This is a genomic window from Burkholderia cenocepacia (genome assembly GCF_900446215.1).
In the GTDB taxonomy this organism is placed as follows: Bacteria; Pseudomonadota; Gammaproteobacteria; order Burkholderiales; family Burkholderiaceae; genus Burkholderia; species Burkholderia cenocepacia.
This window is the reverse complement of record NZ_UAQZ01000005.1, coordinates 75,591-92,661: the sequence shown is the minus strand read 5'-3', so window position 1 is coordinate 92,661 and position 17,071 is coordinate 75,591. Positions and strand designations below refer to the sequence as shown.

Sequence of the window (17,071 nt, the reverse complement as noted above, 5' to 3'; positions counted from 1 at the left end):
CGCGGTATTCGCTGTTAGGTCCGCAGGCGATAATTCGCGCGGACTACCGATTTACCGAGAGGTTACTGTGCGGCAAGCCACATTTGCCATAGATAAGTGGCGAATGAAAATCTTGTCTGATATTACCGCGAGAAATATGAAGGTACGACGAGACCGTAACTCCTCGCCTCGTTCACGCTGACGCGAATGTCATGCGTCCCCATTTTCTGATTGATCGACTGCCGCGCGTCACGCAACATTGAATGCGAAATCGCCAGCCGCGTTTGAATCTCGTCCGCCTTGACACCGGCCACGAGCAAAGCGAGAACTTGGTGCTCGAGCTGGGTGAGCGCCAACTGACTGACCGCCTCGGCTCGACGATTGGAGAGATAGTAACGCAGGATGTCGTGTGCGAGTGCAGTCCAGTCACTTCGCGACCGTGCATCCAGAAATGCCGTTTCTCCTGCCGGGGCCGGCAGCGAGCGGCCGAGATGCAGTATGCCGAGCGCTGCCTCGTGCCGGGCTGGAAAAAAGACGCTGCTCTGAAACGCCGGATAGCTGCGTACGTCCGCGAGTGGGCTGCCGGGTCCGTGAAGGAGGTCAGAGGCAGCGACAGGCTGATAATTATGGTGACGCGCCTGCAGGAACACGGGGTCGCTTCGATAAAGAGCCTTGTTCGAATAGTGTTGCGACCATAGTGCCGAATCGGGGCCAATCCCGGCAATCAGCGTGTCATGAAGAACGACATTGCGTTCGGTACCGTCGAGTAGGAATGCATGGAAGACGCAGTCAGCTAACCCTGCCTGTTCGGCTGCATTCGAGAGCATCCGAACCAGTTCCCCGTCGGGCAGATCGGTCCGGTGCATGAGGCTCTTGCCGGCCTTTGGCCGATGCGAGCCCCTGGGTACTAGCTCTCGAAGCGGGCCATAGTGTTGTTCCGGGAAGAGGAATGCCGTCTCCCATTCGGCGAACGCTGTCAGCGCAGTTGGGTTTTCGAGGGACATGCGCTGGATCGCGAGGTGGCCGTCAATGTGCCAACGTCGGCGCTCCAACAGGTATCCGCTGTCCGCGCTACCTCGGACGCTCAATACGAGTCGCCCGTCCGACACTGGTACCGCGACGTTGCGCAGTGTGTCGCTCGGTAACGTGTCACCATTCCAGATGCCGCCCATCGCGCGTCACCTTAGTCCTGGTGCAGTGCGATCGGCCATGTCTCGTCGACATAGGGCCCGCATACTGCTTGAACGGATCGGGCGCGAAGCCAAGCCAGCTGCTCCGGTGTCGTCACGCCTAGAACGACGGTTTGCAGGCCCAATGCAATCGTGGCTTCGATGAGGCCATTGAGCACCGGCGCTGCGACCAAAGAAGCGGGCACCGCGCCGACCCATCCTCCGTCAAATACAAGTCCATCGACCGGTAGCGTGGCGAAGAGTGAATATGGCGTAGCACGGTCAAGGTCGACGACAGCAAACACCTGGGCGCCACGCTCCCGTATCGCAGCGATCCTTGCTGTCGTGATGTCGTCGGGTTGCCGATCGAGGAGGTCAGTAACAGCGAGTCGGAGGCGCGCCGGTGCAAACTCACGCGACACAAGATAGCGGTCGGGATCGATATCGCGCACAAACGACGTGGAGACGGACGCCCACAGCGTCATGTCGTCTCCCAGCCGCGAGACGGTTTGCGACGCGTGTGCAATCGTCAAAGCCCATACCGAATTCGACAAGCGCGTGCGCTCGACAGCATCCATGAATGCACTTGCAGTCGGCGTGCCGGCTGGTGCGCTTCGTAATACAGGGGTCGCCCAGAGTCCACCGATCGTGTTCGCGCGCGAGTTCAGTACCGGCGCACATGCGGACTCTATGCCGCCATGCAACACTGCCTCTTGGACCGCTTCATCAACTCTTCGCTCCTCGCCAAACTGTCGGAACATCGCGTGATCATAGATGCGATATTCATTTCGCTGCGCTTGAGCGGTGGCTCTCTTTGCGAGGTCCAACGCATAGCTGGCCTGACTCCGTAGCGCGCCGGGCGTGTCATCGTATTCGGACGTGCCGATGCCTACGCTCAACGTGACGTCTTGACTATAGCCGCGAAAATGGACCGGAAAACGATAGGAATCGAAGAGCGTTCGTACAAAGTCCAGCGCACGCGTTGCCGGCTCATTTCCCGAAAGGACCACCCCGAACTGATCGGATTTGACGCGCACAACGAGATCGGCAGACGACGTCAGCTGCATGAGGCGGTTTGCGACCATTCGCACGAAGCTGTCGCCCACGTCGTCGCCATATCGCTCATTGATCGCCGAGAACTCGGCGATTTCGAATAGGACCAGAGCAACCGAAGGACGCTCATCGCGCTTGAAGCGGTCGGTCGTATAGGTATCGAGTGCGCGCCGGTTTCCGAGGCCGGTCAACTGATCCGTATCGGCAATACGCGCAGTGATTGCACGTTGCTGCAGCAGCGTTCTTACGTACGACTTCGCCAGAAAAGCTGCGGCGGTCAATGCGAGTATCAGCAGGAATGCCCAACCCCAATAGGCATTCTTCTGGCGCTCGAGATCTGCATAGATGTCACGAACCGACAGCGCGACAACGGCAGTTATTGGATATCCCGGCACCGGCTGCCGGGCATAGAGTCGGCGATGGTGGTCGATCGGATCGAACAGAAAGTTCGACGAGCCGTCTGACGCTACATAACGGTCCAGCGCTTCGCCAGCAGGCGAGGGCGTGCCGTCCGACGACGCTCGGACGAGCAGTCGTCCGTCTTTCCGAAATGCGAGCACCGCGCCGTCTGTTCCTAGATTTGCATGGTTCGCGAAGCTCTTGGTGAGAAAATCTATGGGTTCCGAAACGACGACAACCCCGTCGAAACGCCCGTCGGCATCGAAGAGTTTGCGAGTGAACTGGAGGGTCCAGGTGTTCGACACTCGCCCGAACACCGGAACGCCGACGTAGAGTTCATCCTTCGGTGAGTTTTGTTGGGCGACGAAGTGTTCGCGATCACCGAGATGGACCGTCGCTTCAGGCGATGTCGGCCATGCCTGTACCACCGTGCCGTTGGCGTTTACGAGCGTGACGAGGGTCTGGTCCGTCGGTGCTAGCAAACCAGCCGCCACGAGCCGCGTCAGGTCGACCTGCCCTTTGTGGGTCCGGTACTGGAACGCCACCGTACGCGCGAGGACGTCCGCGGTTGCCGTCCGTTCGGAGAGATAGTTGGCATAGGATCGAGAGATCGCCGTCGCTCGCGCTTCTGCGGAGCGGTTCGTAAACTGCTCCGCGGAGGTTAGGGCCTGGTCGACGATGAAGACGACGAACAGGCATAGCGCGACGAACACTGAGAAGATCGCGATCGTTGCACGTTCGATCCCCTTCGGATGGACTTGAGGATCGGCACGCTCAGCAGACTTTTTTGCGAACAACATCAAGTTCACTCCCCGGCGGAATTACGGCCCATGATTGGGTGGTGTCAGGCGCACGGCCCGCCTCGTGGTCTTCATCCGTAACGTATCGCGTGCCGGTTTCCCTTACGCGGCTTCTCCAACAGTCCATCTGATAGTCGGTCAACGCTATTGCGACTGTCTCGGATGCTCCAATCGGACGATAACCGTGCTTGGCCACTGCTCGCATCGTAAATGCGACAAGTCCAGCGGGGTCCTGCCGAACGGTCTCGGTTTGAAGAAAGAGCGTGCGGGCGTCGTTATCTGCAACGAGAAAAATCGGCCCGGCGCTCGCAAACGTTGCTACGGCGATCAATGGATAGACAAGGCTCCTGCGGTGCATATCAGCGTCGTCGAATCGATTGGTTGAGTACGAGGTCGGCCGCGCGCGGCCACCTACGCGGTTGCGGCACGGGGACGAATTTCCCTTACGTCTCGGAAATATTACGAGATGTTTCTTCGGAAAGGATTGTCGCAGCGCGAAAATCTGCCGCCACTGTCAAATCTACGAGGGCCTCGAAGCGGGGCCTGCCTGACGCCATAGAAGACCAATTGTCGCAGTGCGGAGTCCGACGATACCCATGGGTCGACCAACGGCAGCTGGGCTTCCGTCAGAATCTCGATGTCGTTGGCCGAGAGCGGCCCAATCAGAATCTGCCGCATATATGTGAAGTACAGCGCGTCGCAATCGACAACGAGCTGGCAATCTGCCTGCTGGCAAACGATGTCGACGGTGTCGTCAAATACGCGGATTACCCCTCCCGGCCAAATTTGGAACTGTGTAGGACACTCGGCGCCCATCTTTTCCTCCGTTCAAATTTCATGCTGTTCGCGCTGGATTGTCTGCTCGCGAACCTCCTGATTCATTGCCTCGATGACTGTCGTCTTGTCGAGCTTCCCGGTAATCGCGCGCTGCGCCAGGTCTATGTCGTTGGTGACAATGGAAATGTCGTGAGACGCTCGGGTGACGCCAACGTAATAGCTCCGGTCACCGAATACCTTTGCAAGTGCCTGAAATTCGCGCTCCTGCGCTTTCTTGTCTTCGTTGTCCGGCATGTTGATCGCAAATATCGTGGTATTCCTGGAAGCGCCCTGTGCCGCGTGCACGGTCGATGCGTACGCATGATCCCAGTGTTGGCTTGTCTCAAGATTGACGGAGTGGTGGCTAATCACACCGCGATCATCGACCTGTAAGACAGCGTGTTCTCCGGTGAGCTGGACGACGCGCGCTGTCTCGCCGTTCTTGAACGTTTCGTCGTTGCGAGTGAGGCGAATCACGTCACCAACGGCCAACTGCCGGAGGTCGGGGTCGTAGACTTCAACCTTGTTGTGCTTGGCCGGCTCCCAAGCGAGCGTCGATCCGTCTCGTTTTCTAAGGGTCACGATGCCCGATTCGTGATCGACGTCAATCACCCGGGTATAGTCGCCCTTGTCCGCATTGATTTGCTGGTAGGTGCGGTTGAATCGAACGACATCACCCCGTTCGTAGTACTGTGCTTCCTTGATCTGTGCACGGGTAAAGCCCTTCGACACCAAGATCTCGTGTGTAGATTCGTTCTTTGACAGTTCTCCGCGTGCTTGCAGGCCCACACGGACACCTTCATTAATCGCAACACGATCGCGGTTCAGCGGCGTAATCGTGATGTTACGCGCTCGCTCCTCGGGGCTCATGGCCAAGATCTTGTCGACGGTCGACGTGACGACTTCATCCGTCTCGTGCACCCTGCCTTGCTGTGACAGGTATTGAAACGACTGTCCGTTGCGCTTCAGTTCAATATCGGTCAGTCGTGTGCCGGCGTCCAACTGATTTCGGCCGGTGATGATGTCCACGGCTTCCTTCATCACGTCCGTCTTTTGCCGGTTGATGTCGGTCATATACGCCGTAGCGATACCATCCTTCTGAGCGAGTTCGAACGGCTTGCCGGCTTCCACCCCCTGCAGCTGAAGCGTATCCCCCAGGTAGACGACCTTCGCACCGGCATGCTCGGCGAGCCGATGCAGTTGCGCCATCTGTCGTTGGGCAAGGAACGATGATTCGTCGACAACCCATACTTCCGGCTTCCGCTTGAAGTCCGGGGCAAACTGTTGAGCGAACTCGATGTCCTTCTGTAGTTGCCGTTCCTTGATTTGGAACATCGCGACCGTCTCGGCGGCAATGCCAGTCTCTTTCACCATCACTTTCGCGGCCGCTCCGGTCGGCGCCATGCCCCGCACGACATATCCCTCGGCGGCCGCGATATCGTTTAGCGTGCGGAGCATCGTCGTCTTGCCCGTACCGGCTAGCCCCTGAATCGCTACGAATCGGTCCTTGGACGTCAACGCAAGCACGATCGCATCGCGTTGACCGAACGTGTACGAGAACTGCTGCAGACGCTCGGCTTCGGCTATACGCTCCTGGACTTTGGTCGCCTCGAGCACGACGGGCGCATTGCCTTTTTCCTGCTTGACGAAGTCGAGGGCCCACCGTTCGCTCTCGAGCATTTTCCGCGTGGTGTACTTCTCATCCGGCAGCGGCACCAGGTCGCCGTTCTTCTCGAGCTGCCGGAAAGCCTTCATCACTTCCTGCGGCGACACGCGGCCGGTACCGTGGACCACTGCCGTCTCGACCAGATCAGACTTGTCAACCACAGCTTCGCGCTCGATCAGGTGGGCGGCGGCGAATGCTAGCGCCTGACGGCCCGTTAGCTTCGTCGGTGGGTCGATGCCCTCTGCCTTACGCTCGGCGGCTGTCGCGCGCAGTGCCCCGAGGTCGATCCCCTGTTCCAGAGCGCGCGCTTGCCAGTCGGCGAGCAGTTGCTCGTGGTCAACGTCCACCTTGCGCTCGCGCGTGGCGAGCGCCGCGCGCTCCTTGTCGGCCGCGGATGCAGTGTCCAGTTCGAGCTGGCGCTTACCGAGTTTTTCCTTCATTGCGGTGCGCCGCTGACTGAAATGTTCGATCTGTTCGCGGGAGATTCCTTGGATTTCAAAGTTGCCGTGCCGATCCGGGTTCGTCAGGCGATACCCGAGCTGCTGTAGGCCGGATACGAGTTCAGCGTTGTAGATGGCCCCCGCGAGCTTCTGAGTCTGGTAGATCTCCCGGTTGTCGATCGACCGCCACTTACCGTCTGCGCGCAGCGTCGCGTTCATCACAACGGCATGCGTGTGGGTCTGCGGGTCGAGATCCCGGCTGGTGTTGTGTTTGAAGAGCGCGGCGACCATGTTGCCGGTATGTTCGATCGACGTGACGCCGTTCTGGGTCGACCGCGTGCGGATCACGTTCTCCTCCAGGTACGCTAGCGCGGACTGAACGGCAGCTTCGTGCGCGTCCCTGACGGCGGTGTCGCCGGCGACTTCGGCCATCAGCGACACGCTCTTTGGAGCGGAGAAGGTGATGTCAATGCCAGGCTGGTGGTCCTGACGACGTTCGCCCGTCTCCTCGTCGGTTACCCATTTGCCGAGCTGCTGCTCCTCGACTCGACCCTCGAGTAGGTTGAGGAACGCCGCCGGCTGAACTTGCCCGGCTAGACCGAGGCGGGCCGCGCCGGCGCCGAACCAGGCGGAGTGCTTGGTGTTCTCGTCCTGGGTGTAATAGTTGTCCTTCGAGAAATAGTTTCGCGTCTGGGCAGCGCTGGCGATGTTGTGCAGACTCAACATGATTGATCGGGAGATCGCATTTGATTGTCTATTCGATGTCGGAGTGCCGATTGGGCTTTCGCGGCCTGCCGATGATCCGCTTCGACTACGAACGGTCGACCGCGTCGGTCCGGATCGCGCGGTTGCCGAGTCGGCCGCAGTCGGGGGCTCATCGCCGCACCGGTTTCATCCGCGGGGAGAGAGGTGGAATTTCCGTTCCACGGGCGGATAGCAGACGCCCGGCTCGACGGCACACCCCTGGATCCTCACGACCAAGTCCGTCGGCCGCGTCGGCGACATCGAGACGTCGACGCGGAAATCGCTGTCGTACGTCTCAACGGATTTGCCCAATGCCGCGTCGTACATCATGGTGCCGGGGGGCTTCAGAACCGCGTATACCATCCGACCAGGTGTGGGCGTTGTGACAGTGACACGATCGCGATATAGCCGGTAGCCAGGGGCGACATGAAAGATCACGCTGACGTACCCGTCTGACGCGTCGGCCATCCGCATCGTGAACGCCTGATCCGGTGGAAGCAACCCGGGCGCAGACTGCGCGAATGCGCTCACGGCGGGCACCGCAAGAAAAAGGGCGGTGGACAAAACACGACAAAGGGCCTTCATGCATGGTCTCCTCGTTGATTGCCGTCGCCCCAGCGCCAGGCGCCCGGGCGGGGTGGCAGGATTTCGCCAGTTTCCGGATCGACGCCGCCGCTCGCCGCGACGAGTATCTCCGGGTGCGCGATCCAGTCAGGTGATGGGCCAGCGACTACGGATTCCGAAGCGGCAGCGGTTGCCGGCGAGCCGGCCGCCGGCGCGAATAGTTCGGAGAATGCCTGACGCTTGATAAAAGCAGGTGCGTTTTTCCGCGGTTTGACAAACCCGTACTTCACGCGAGCGATCGGGTATTCGCCGGGATAGACCAAATAGCCTGTCATGTCCCGCAGTCGCAATATCTGTGAGGGCAACGCTAGGTCGCGCAGCAGCCGACGCTTCGCGATGCTGAATCCGTCCCGCTGAGAGTTCACACCAAACGACAGCGACTCGTCCTTTTCCTCGACTTCCGTCTGCCCGATGATTTTCGAGAACATCTCAGCGGCTTCTGCGTCGGTTACGCGCAACAACAGCTTGGTTTGACACCCGTTGATAATCGTCCGCGCGAGGTATTCCCCGTAGATGTCGAGGAACTGCGGCATATCCTGCGCACCGAGCATCATGCATAAGCCGTACTTCCGCGTATTGCTCACCGCGAGCTTCATGATATCGAGCTTCTGCAGGGTCGGGACTTCGTCGATCGAGAAGTGCAGTCGCTCGCGATGAATCGGTGTGAGGTTGAGCACCGCTTTGATCGCGATGTCGATCCAGAGCGACATGATTGGCTTGATCGCCTCGAGCATTTCCTCACGGGTCGAGATGAACATCCACGAATCACTCTCGTTGTAAATCCACTGACGGATCGAGAACGGCTTTCCATCATCACGGAGATACCTGAAAGAGGAAAGCTGGTTCTGGACGGTCATCTTCAACGACATACCCGTGCGCTCGGTCTTGGGATCGACGTACGACGCGCCGGCGGTATTGCGCAGCAACTGGTAGATCGCGTCGAGGTTGCTCATTGCGATCGAATTGTAAAGATTGCGGTTCGTCAGATTGCCCTCTCTGTGCAACGTACGCGCGACATCTCGAAACACCTCGCGCCCCGCCAATGACCAAAATGGATCGGCTTCGCGCGGATCGGGAATCAGCGCGGTTGCCATGCTGTCATAGTGGTACTCCTCCTCGATCTCATACTTGATGTTCCAGTTTGGCGAACGGTCGTCGAACGGATTCATCATGACGTCCTTGCCTTCCCGGAAAAATTCCTCCGCAAATTCGCCCGACGGATCGTATACGATCGCGCGCTTCCCACGGGCGCGGACTTGCCTGAGCCGATCGAAGAACTGCTGAGACTTACCCGTACCCTGTGCGCCGACCACCAGGGTATGCAGGGTCTCCGCGTTGCGCAGCATCGGCACGCCCGCTATCGAATACGGGCTCTCCATATCGTCTTGCCGAATCATCTTCGCCAGTTGCTTCCCGTTGACGAGCGTTGCGCCACGCAGATCCTTGTCGGCCATCGTGCTGCGACCGAACTCATACCAGTAGGCAGCGATCGAGACGCATGTACATGCCGTGACGGTTGCGACAATGATCAGGAATCGCCGCAAAAAGAAATAAGCCACATCCCACACTGGGTCCGTCAGGGCGACAACTTGATCGACGGGAAGTCGCACGGTCTGGCCGTTGACTTCGTATTCCATCGGTACCGCCGTCATCATGACGACCGACCGAAGATGCGCGATAACGTTCGCGACTGCTGGACGCCAGATGTCGCGGTCGACGAAGAATGCGGCGTAGATGAACCCGGCCGCCAGACCGAGAAACAAAGAGAGCAGCAGGATATTTCGGATCGCGACGAGCACCAGCGCGACACGGTGAGTCCAGATTTCCGAGCCGGTGGAAAAATCCTGGAAGAGCCCGTTTGGCTTTTTTCCCGTCATTTCTGGCTACCCCGCAAAAGCTCGGTAGCTCGTTCCTTCGCTGAGTCACGCGCACGTCGCTCCGCGGTCATATCGCTGCGCGACACGATCTCAGTCAACAGGAACTCGCAAACAAAAATTGCTTCGACGAGTTGCGTCGGCAAATTTGCCAGCGTTGATTTCTGTCCGGTTGGCGTTCCCGTTCCAGATAGCTGCCTAGCTTCTTGCAGCAATGTATCGGCTTTCGCGATAGACGCGTCGACGGATGCGATCAGCCGGTCGACCGACTCGGCGAGCGCGCCGCGCTCGGTGAGACGTCGGGCATATTCGGAGAATGAGACGCCGCGGGCCTGGGCGGTTTTCTTGTAAAAACGGACAACGTCGGGGGTGTCGCGAAAACTGACGCGGCCGGTTTCGACGCGCGAGGAAGATTTTCGTGAGGTCATGAAAAACGCCTGGAATGAAAAGAGCGGGCGCTCGTGGAGTCGAGGAAAAACCTCGACTCGCGCACGAAACCGCGCTCGATTACGGCCCTCATGACTGCATTATTTTGAGCGACAGTAGCATGGCGACGAGCGTTTCGCAATAACCCATTTATTTTCATAGTGATACTTATCGAATGTCAGACACACCCGTTCTAGCTGTCTGACAACGTGGCCCAATCATGACGGGGCGGGCGCGACATACTGGCAATGTTCGCGCTTTCCGGTCATTCGGGTGTCTGACATCGCGAGCCTTAACGCAAGCCGTTTCTCGCGATACGTGGCGGCGTTTTCTCGACAGGTCGACGGTGGCTGTCTGACGCTGCAAACCGCTACCGTCAGTGGTCGAGCGGGAATTTTCTATTCCTCTGGAGTCCGAATTATATTCTCCGATTCCGAATTTGTCTGACACCGGAGGATATGACGTACAAGGGGTCGCGCTTGATCCCTGCCTCGCTTTTTTCGCCTATTTTCGTAGGTGTCTGACGCCGAAGGCACCGCGCCATACGGCGCGACACACCGCAACAACGTTGCATGGTGTGTGACGATCGTCTTAGGGGGCGGGGATTCCCCCGCTTCCTAAGACGATCGTAGCCAACTTCACTTCAGGTTTGGGCCGGTCGCGGAGCCTTCACCCGGTAAGGTACGGCGGTTCCCGCTCAAGGGAATCGGCGTAATCGGGGAAAAAGCGACGGCGTGGTTTGGATCGTGAGCGGTGGATTTTCGCCATCTTCACCTCGGAGCGGAGCGGAGCTGTTCAGTGCAACGTCGGAAGGAAGAAGGGAGGTGGAGGCAGCAGGGAATATACAGGTTCGGGGACGGCGGTAGTGTGGGCAGGACAGTAGCAGAAGGTGACGCGGTGGTGGACCGGTGAGCATTGTCCACATATCCACGGTGCCGGACCAACGGCCGTGATCGATAAAGATCACGGAGCCGGTCGCCGCGCGGTGTTGTCCACACGTCAGTGTGTGGCAACACCGGTGTGAGCGCGGGGCGCGGTGGATCTGTGGTCAATGCGGCGTCGGGAAATTTTTGGGCGTGTGCAGACGGTCGGTGTGCCGCTCGACGTCGGTGTCGGGCGGGGAGTCGAAGATTTGCGGAATGCATGCATTCCGCAAACACGTGTGACTTTCCCGCGCGCCGGATTTTCACCTAACAGAGGCAGGTGGGAATTCGGCGCGCGCCTTGTGTCGCTGGGCCGCGTCCGGATTGCGGGCCAGCGGAATAATTCGGACGCGCAGCAGCGCGGCCGAACTGGACGAAATTCGCGCGATCCACATGTCCACGGCGTCGTACGCCCGGCCGTGATCGATACGGATCACAGAGCCGGGCGCCGCGCGGTGTTGTCCACACGGTAGTGTGCGGCAACACCGGATTGAGCGCGGGGCGCGGTGCACATGTGGATCGCGCGGGACATCGAGCGCGCACGACGGATTGGGCGCTCGATCGGATTTGCCCGCTTGCGGGCAACTGGAAACTGTTCCGGGCTATCGCGTGGTGGTGGCATGCCGGTACAATGCGCGGCGAGGGCCGATACCACGAAACGGAGAATCGTGAAATGAGTGAGCTATCGGAAAAGACCACGCGGAAGCCGCGATCGATCGAAGATGAGATCGCGAGGGCGGCAGCGAAGCTGAAAAAGCTGCAGGACGAACAGCGCGAACGGCTCCGCAAGGATCGCGAGCGGAATCAGAAGGCGGTACTCGAGCTGCTGCGCGCGGAAGGGCTGGACGAGATCCCGGCGGAACAGTGGAAAGAGCGGCTCGAGGCTGTAAAAGCGGCACTCGCCAAACCGGGCGAGACACCGGCGCCGGAAAAACCCGCCCAGGCCGAACCGCAGCCTGCTGTCGCCGACGGCGCGTCGGTGTGATCGTTGGGGCAATCCGGCGAAGCGCGAAGTATGCGCGGAGCGGGATTGCCCCGATTCATTTGCGCAACGCGCAAACTGGATAACGCATTGGTCGCGGGCTGGCGGGTGGTCGCGGCGTAGCGGCGAGCGCCCGCCAGCCCGCGACGCCGCGCAAAAAATCCCGATTCAGGCGTGCTCGTGTGCGGTCGCCGTCATGGTGAGGCCGAGCGCGCGCACCACCGGCAGGAGCGTCCAGAATTCCGGGATTCCGGCTACTGGCCGCAGGGCCGGCGACGCGATCCGTGTTCGCCGGCCCTGTGGCCTAGTAGCCGAGCCAGTCGAGCACCTCTTTCCCTTCGTATTCTTCGCGGTCGCCGACGTCTGCCAGAAACTCGGAAAAATCCACGAAGTGCTTTTTGATCTCGGCCTCGGCTTCGGCGCGCGTCACGGTCATCTCGCACGCTTCGAAGTAGGAATATGCGGTCATCGGTTCATCCTCGCAATTGGATCGTCACGGGTGCTCACGGCAGGTAACGGGACCAGTCGCCAACGTGCAGGGTTGAAAGCCAGAAATCGTATGCGCCACTGTCGTATGCGTCGGTCAGTTCCGCGATTCGCGAGAAACGCGGCGTATGGAGAAAGACCCCGAAATCGGCACGGCCGAGGCGATAGGCTTGCGCCGTCGCCCAGTTGCGGCACCACGCTTTCGCGTTGATCGCGAACATGCCGACGAATGCCGCGACCAACCAGACGAGGCGGATTTTCCAGCCGTACCAGAACGGGCTATTGCGCTTGGCCGACGTGCCGAGATTCTTCATGATTTGCTCCTTGCGACGCTCGACATAGCGAGCGCTGGTCGCGTCGATGACGCGTTATCGAGAAAACGCGCCATCGAACGCGGCGCGCTGCGTGTCGGACAGGTGTGCCGCGTCGATCTGCGTCTCGCGGCTCAGAATCATCAGCGCATAGGGTTCGGCAAGAACCCGCGCCTCACGGCACAGGATCGGATCGCCTTCGACACTCGGTTGGCGCGCGCGCCAAATGTTGATCGCGCGCTCAAGCTGATCGATGCTCAGAATCGTTCCGGTGTTCATCGTGTGTTCTCCATAATCGGCGCTGTGGCCCAATGCTGCGGTGACGTCATCCGTGAATCGGGCAGGGGTCGCCTCGCGCGGCAATACAGTGCGGGCAGTTTTCAAGTTCTTCGCACATAGCCGCGTCGTTTTGCCCCTGCTCCCATGCCGCCCGCAGAAACGGCTCGTCTGCGAACATCGTCGGCAACTCGCGACGGCCATTCCAATAATCGTTGCGCCCGAGAGTCTCGGTGTCGATCTGAACCTCGATCATGTCGAAGTGTTCCGGATCGGTGATTGAAGCAATCCGGGCGAGCGCAAACGAGACACGAATATCAAGACCGCGCATGGTACGACTCCTTGCTCGAACGATGGAAAGCGCGTCCGGCCGGACGCGCACGAAGTTAATGAAAGATTCCGAGCGCTTCGCGCACAATGCGCCGCGCGTGCGCTGCGCCGAACTTCTCGCCGTGGGAAAACCCACGCTTGTAGACGGCAATGGCGGCGTTGATCTGCTCGGCGGTCCAGCCGGACGGCAGCGTAAACAGCCCTTCGCCGTCTGCGTCATGAACCGAAATATGCTTCCAGATTCCGCTTTCGTGCGAGATCGCGAAATGGTCCTCGGTGATACCTTCAATCATCAGTTCATCAGTCTCGTAGCTCATCGTGAGTCTCCGGGTTATTGCCAAACCGGCGACCACGCGCCGGACGAAAGGCGAAACAGGGTGATGCGGCGCACGCAACCGCCGACGCTCGTTTCGAGCCGCACGGCGCGCGCGTCGTCATCAGGACGGGTCCAGCGATGCAGGACGCGAATCGAGGCGTCAGCCGTGCAGCCGAGCCAATGGGTCGCGATCAGACGGAGTCGGTTCGAGCGCCGTGCGAAATCTGCCTTTTGGTGGGCCTCGGGGGGTGCGGGGGGAACGCCCGCGTCGTTGGTGTGGCTGGATGGGTTGGGGGTGTTTGCGCTCATGGTTCCGTCCTTTCGTGTCGGGTTGTGAATCTGCCTTTCGGAGCCGCCTCGACGCGGTTTTAGCGGGGTGGGTCAGGGGTGCAAGGGAACCGTGGAATACCGGAGCGCGCGCAGCGCGCGAGGATATGCCGCGAAAGTCCCTTGCACCCCTGACCCATTCCGCTATGCGTCGAAAAGAGGCGGGCCGGAAGGCAGATTCACGCGATTAACCCGACGCGAAAGGATGGAGCGCAAACACGGCAGTCCCCAACCCAGCCAGCCACACGACGCGGGGACGCACAGCGGCCCCGCGTCCCGTCGCCCGGCATCGCCGGGCGCTAGACCTGCTGTCCGCCCGCGCGGAGCGGGCGCGTACTCCACGAGCAAGCGAAGCGCGCAGCGCCGGCACGGCGCGCAGACGTCAGGGATTGAAGCCCGTCAGGGGCGAGACACGCGCAGCGGGGCTCGACGCGCAGCGCGAAAGCCCGGCCCGGAGCGAAGCGGAGGGAGACGCCCGAGCAGCAAGTCAGGGAAGTGCCAGGAGTGCATGCGCCACAGCGACGGGCGCGCATGCGCGGCATCGGAAAGGTGATCCTTTACGGGAGCGGAAGAGACCAGGACAGTGAGAACTTTCGGGAGTAGATCATCATGCCGCGTACGGCCCGCCGAAGGACACTGACCGGCACGCCGCACCAGCGGGCGCGGTGCACCCGCTGGCGTCGATCAGGTCAATCACGCGGCGGCATGCCTTCACCCTCCGCTACGGCGGCGTCGTCGCGCACCTCGTCGGCCGACGCAACCAGCGCAGGCTCGTCCGCCTCCGCTTCATCGGCGCTCGCCTCGGCATCCGACGCCTTCGCCGGAACGTCCCACAGCTTCATCCGCACGGCTTCGGCCGTGACGAAATGCTCGGGCAACCAACCGCGCCCCGCGATCAGCCGTTCGGCCTCCGTCGCCGCGTCCCCCTTCTTGAGCTTCGCCACGCGCATCGCATCGGAAGGCGACACGGCCGCGCTCACGACGTCCACGATCCGATCTTTCGAAACGTGGTCGAAGTAGCCCGCCTTCGTCGGTTGCCACGCACCCGCGAGATTCAGCCCGAGCGCCGGGATCAGCGCGTTGATCGCGTGCGGCCGCTCGTCCGGGCGCACGCTGTCCACGCTCGCCGCGACGTACTGCGCGAGGATCAGCAGCAGGCGCTCATCGGTCTGCTCGATCAGCCAGCGCAACAGCGCGTCGCTGTCGTTCGGGATCACGCCTCCCCAAACCCGGCGTTGCTCTCGGCGCGTCGTGAACGCAAGGTCGTCGTCCAGTTCCGGCGCATGCTTCGTCAGGGTGTGGGAGTGGTCGCGGAACGTCACGTCGAGCGCACTCCCATCGGTACTGTGGCCGTACTCGCCCGCCAGTAGCCGGTGCACGAGCGCCGCGAGCGCGACGTGCGGCTGCTGCGCGAGGGCGGCGGCAACAGCCGCCGTGCGATGCGCGTTCAGGCGCAGCGTCAGCCGTTCGGAGTGCGGCCCCTTCGTGAGCTTCACGGCCGGCGCGGCGACGCGTGCGGGCTGACCATCTGACGAGTCGTCGTCATCGTCGTCACCATTCTCGTCACTTTCGGTCGTCGCGGCTCCAACCGGCTCACGCGCAACGAGTCCGCGCTCGATCACGGGCTCGCCGTTCGCATCGAGCGAGAGAAGCGCGCCAGCCTGCGCCATGTCGTCGGGATGGTAGACGAGCAGTGACTCTTCGATTTCGTCACGACGCACGGTCAACGCTTCTTCTTCGGCCTCGACGCGCTCGGCGACTTCGTCGTCTCTCTCGTCAGCATCCCAAAATTGGGCGAGTTCGGCCAGCCGCTGATCGATCGCCGCCAGTTCTTTCGCAACCTCGTCGGTGGGTTCCGTTCGACGCGGCAGCACCGGGCGAAATTGCGACCGCGTGGCATGGTCCCGTTCCGGCATGGCTTTCACCCATGCCCAGCCTTCGGCCAGCACCGACGCGCCGAGTGCTTCCAGTTGCTCGGTCGCGAGGCGCAGCATCAGCGCATGATCGCGATACCACGCATCCTCGGCTGCGGAGAACAGGTCGCGTCGCACGGCACCGCCAGCCGCTTCGAACGCCTCGACGCCTACGAATTTCGCGACGCGGTTGCTCACGAACGACTGTTCGTCGCGCACGAAGCGGCGGCGGATCGCGTGCGCGTCGCGGTTGTACGGCTCGGCGTCGAACCACGCGGCCTCTTGCTCGTCGTGACTGTCCGACAGCGCGAGCGCCTGCATTTGATCGAGCTTGATCTCGCCGGTGCGGAACAGGTCGACCAGCTTCGGAGACACGCGCGCGAGCTTGAGGCGGCGCTGCACGGTTTTCGGATGCACGCCGTACAGGTCCGCGATTTCCTCGATCGATCGACCGGATTCGACCAGAATCCGATAAGCGTCGCAGGCGTCGGCCGGGTGCATCGGCTCGCGCATTTCGTTCTCGGTTGCCGAGAGCAGCACGGCGTCCTCGACCGGCACGACACGGCAGCGCACCGGGTGGTCGGCGGGGATGTAGTCGTGTTCGAGCAGGTAGACGAGCGCGAGGCGGCGACGTTCGCCAGCGGCTGCGCCGAACGTCTGCGCCTTCCGCGCGCCGACCTTCATCGGGTGGACGATCAGGTTCTGGAGCAGACCGACCTTCCAGATATTGAGGGCGAGTTCCTTGATGCCGGTCGGCGGCACGCGCCGCACGTTGTAGGGGGACGCGACGAGCCGTTTAAGCGGAATGTCGCGCAGCTCGTCTGCCGTTCGGTGAGCCTCGGGGGGTGCGGGGGGAACGCCCGCATCGTGGGCGAGGGTCGGGATCTCGGTGGTCACTGCGTTCATAAAAGCCTCCTTTACGTCGGGGTGGAAAAAGCTGCCATTCGGAGCCGCCTCGACGCATGGGGAGTGCGGACGCGCAGGCACAGCAAGGGCGCGAGCAAGGCCGCAGCGCCGCGGCCGTCAGGCCCGGCGACCGGGCGCCGCGCGCGGCAACGCGAACCCTTGCGGTGACGGCGGGCCGCACTATGCGTCGGGATGAGGCGGCCCGATGGCAGCTGATGCGCCGACGGGGGAGGCTGGAACGCGGGGACGGCTGCCGAGGCCCGGACGTCGCCGGCGCCGGGCCGCTCGCGCGGCCCGAGCGCGAACTCCGC

Annotated in this window: 14 protein-coding genes; 1 reads left to right on the top strand and 13 read right to left on the bottom strand. The window is 61.3% G+C overall.

The window, feature by feature from the left end; translation table 11 throughout:
- Positions 1-122: 122 nt before the first annotated feature.
- The 6 genes from DTA15_RS13555 to DTA15_RS13525 form a co-directional block, all read right to left on the bottom strand.
- Entirely contained in the window at positions 123-983 is an 861-nt protein-coding gene (locus DTA15_RS13555) for a helix-turn-helix transcriptional regulator (RefSeq protein ID WP_227743146.1), read from the bottom strand.
- 179 nt (positions 984-1,162) lie between these two features.
- Positions 1,163-3,400 (bottom strand): sensor domain-containing diguanylate cyclase, encoded by a 2,238-nt coding sequence (locus tag DTA15_RS13550; RefSeq protein ID WP_006493937.1) that lies wholly within the window; start codon positions 3,398-3,400, stop codon positions 1,163-1,165.
- Positions 3,401-4,228: 828 nt separating this feature from the next.
- Positions 4,229-7,048, bottom strand: a complete 2,820-nt coding sequence (gene mobF / locus DTA15_RS13540) for a MobF family relaxase (RefSeq protein WP_006488612.1) — start codon at positions 7,046-7,048, stop codon at positions 4,229-4,231.
- A 165-nt stretch (positions 7,049-7,213) separates the two neighbouring features.
- Positions 7,214-7,651: a protein-disulfide reductase DsbD N-terminal domain-containing protein gene (locus DTA15_RS13535; RefSeq protein WP_006488604.1), complete on the bottom strand. Its 438-nt coding sequence runs from the start codon at positions 7,649-7,651 to the stop codon at positions 7,214-7,216.
- The gene (locus tag DTA15_RS13530) at positions 7,648-9,567 is read right to left on the bottom strand and encodes a type IV secretion system DNA-binding domain-containing protein (RefSeq protein ID WP_006488610.1); all 1,920 of its coding nucleotides are present in this window, start codon (positions 9,565-9,567) and stop codon (positions 7,648-7,650) included. Before DTA15_RS13530 ends, DTA15_RS13535 begins: the two co-directional genes overlap by 4 nt.
- Complete coding sequence (locus DTA15_RS13525) at positions 9,564-9,992, bottom strand: hypothetical protein (RefSeq protein WP_006488607.1); 429 nt, start codon at positions 9,990-9,992, stop codon at positions 9,564-9,566. The genes DTA15_RS13530 and DTA15_RS13525 overlap by 4 nt, the downstream gene beginning before the upstream one ends.
- 1,594 nt (positions 9,993-11,586) lie before the next feature.
- Between DTA15_RS13525 and DTA15_RS13520 the strand changes: the two genes are divergently transcribed.
- Complete coding sequence (locus tag DTA15_RS13520) at positions 11,587-11,898, top strand: hypothetical protein (protein WP_020980061.1); 312 nt, start codon at positions 11,587-11,589, stop codon at positions 11,896-11,898.
- A 301-nt stretch (positions 11,899-12,199) separates the two neighbouring features.
- Here DTA15_RS13520 and DTA15_RS38555 read toward each other — a convergent pair whose 3' ends face one another.
- The 7 genes from DTA15_RS38555 to DTA15_RS13485 all read right to left on the bottom strand — a co-directional run bounded on the left by DTA15_RS38555 (position 12,200) and on the right by DTA15_RS13485 (position 16,760).
- Positions 12,200-12,364, bottom strand: a complete 165-nt coding sequence (locus tag DTA15_RS38555) for a hypothetical protein (RefSeq protein WP_006488616.1) — start codon at positions 12,362-12,364, stop codon at positions 12,200-12,202.
- Between the two features lie 34 nt (positions 12,365-12,398).
- Positions 12,399-12,695, bottom strand: a complete 297-nt coding sequence (locus tag DTA15_RS13515) for a hypothetical protein (protein ID WP_006488606.1) — start codon at positions 12,693-12,695, stop codon at positions 12,399-12,401.
- Positions 12,696-12,749: 54 nt separating this feature from the next.
- Entirely contained in the window at positions 12,750-12,971 is a 222-nt protein-coding gene (locus tag DTA15_RS13510; protein ID WP_006488605.1) for a DUF3717 domain-containing protein, read from the bottom strand.
- 46 nt (positions 12,972-13,017) lie between these two features.
- Positions 13,018-13,299 (bottom strand): hypothetical protein, encoded by a 282-nt coding sequence (locus DTA15_RS13505; protein ID WP_006488617.1) that lies wholly within the window; start codon positions 13,297-13,299, stop codon positions 13,018-13,020.
- 55 nt (positions 13,300-13,354) lie between these two features.
- Positions 13,355-13,615 (bottom strand): hypothetical protein, encoded by a 261-nt coding sequence (locus DTA15_RS13500; RefSeq protein ID WP_006493693.1) that lies wholly within the window; start codon positions 13,613-13,615, stop codon positions 13,355-13,357.
- A 14-nt stretch (positions 13,616-13,629) separates the two neighbouring features.
- Positions 13,630-13,923: a hypothetical protein gene (locus DTA15_RS13495; RefSeq protein ID WP_006493696.1), complete on the bottom strand. Its 294-nt coding sequence runs from the start codon at positions 13,921-13,923 to the stop codon at positions 13,630-13,632.
- Positions 13,924-14,630: 707 nt separating this feature from the next.
- Positions 14,631-16,760, bottom strand: coding sequence for a ParB/RepB/Spo0J family partition protein (locus tag DTA15_RS13485; protein WP_006493695.1), 2,130 nt, complete (start codon positions 16,758-16,760; stop codon positions 14,631-14,633).
- Positions 16,761-17,071 lie beyond the last annotated feature (311 nt).

Coding starts and splice junctions, on each gene's coding strand:
- DTA15_RS13555 (WP_227743146.1), bottom strand. CDS start 983: ATGTCCCTCGAAAACCCAACTGCGCTGACAGCGTTCGCCGAATGGGAG.
- DTA15_RS13550 (WP_006493937.1), bottom strand. CDS start 3,400: ATGTTGTTCGCAAAAAAGTCTGCTGAGCGTGCCGATCCTCAAGTCCAT.
- mobF (WP_006488612.1), bottom strand. CDS start 7,048: ATGTTGAGTCTGCACAACATCGCCAGCGCTGCCCAGACGCGAAACTAT.
- DTA15_RS13535 (WP_006488604.1), bottom strand. CDS start 7,651: ATGAAGGCCCTTTGTCGTGTTTTGTCCACCGCCCTTTTTCTTGCGGTG.
- DTA15_RS13530 (WP_006488610.1), bottom strand. CDS start 9,567: ATGACGGGAAAAAAGCCAAACGGGCTCTTCCAGGATTTTTCCACCGGC.
- DTA15_RS13525 (WP_006488607.1), bottom strand. CDS start 9,992: ATGACCTCACGAAAATCTTCCTCGCGCGTCGAAACCGGCCGCGTCAGT.
- DTA15_RS13520 (WP_020980061.1), top strand. CDS start 11,587: ATGAGTGAGCTATCGGAAAAGACCACGCGGAAGCCGCGATCGATCGAA.
- DTA15_RS38555 (WP_006488616.1), bottom strand. CDS start 12,364: ATGACCGCATATTCCTACTTCGAAGCGTGCGAGATGACCGTGACGCGC.
- DTA15_RS13515 (WP_006488606.1), bottom strand. CDS start 12,695: ATGAAGAATCTCGGCACGTCGGCCAAGCGCAATAGCCCGTTCTGGTAC.
- DTA15_RS13510 (WP_006488605.1), bottom strand. CDS start 12,971: ATGAACACCGGAACGATTCTGAGCATCGATCAGCTTGAGCGCGCGATC.
- DTA15_RS13505 (WP_006488617.1), bottom strand. CDS start 13,299: ATGCGCGGTCTTGATATTCGTGTCTCGTTTGCGCTCGCCCGGATTGCT.
- DTA15_RS13500 (WP_006493693.1), bottom strand. CDS start 13,615: ATGAGCTACGAGACTGATGAACTGATGATTGAAGGTATCACCGAGGAC.
- DTA15_RS13495 (WP_006493696.1), bottom strand. CDS start 13,923: ATGAGCGCAAACACCCCCAACCCATCCAGCCACACCAACGACGCGGGC.
- DTA15_RS13485 (WP_006493695.1), bottom strand. CDS start 16,760: ATGAACGCAGTGACCACCGAGATCCCGACCCTCGCCCACGATGCGGGC.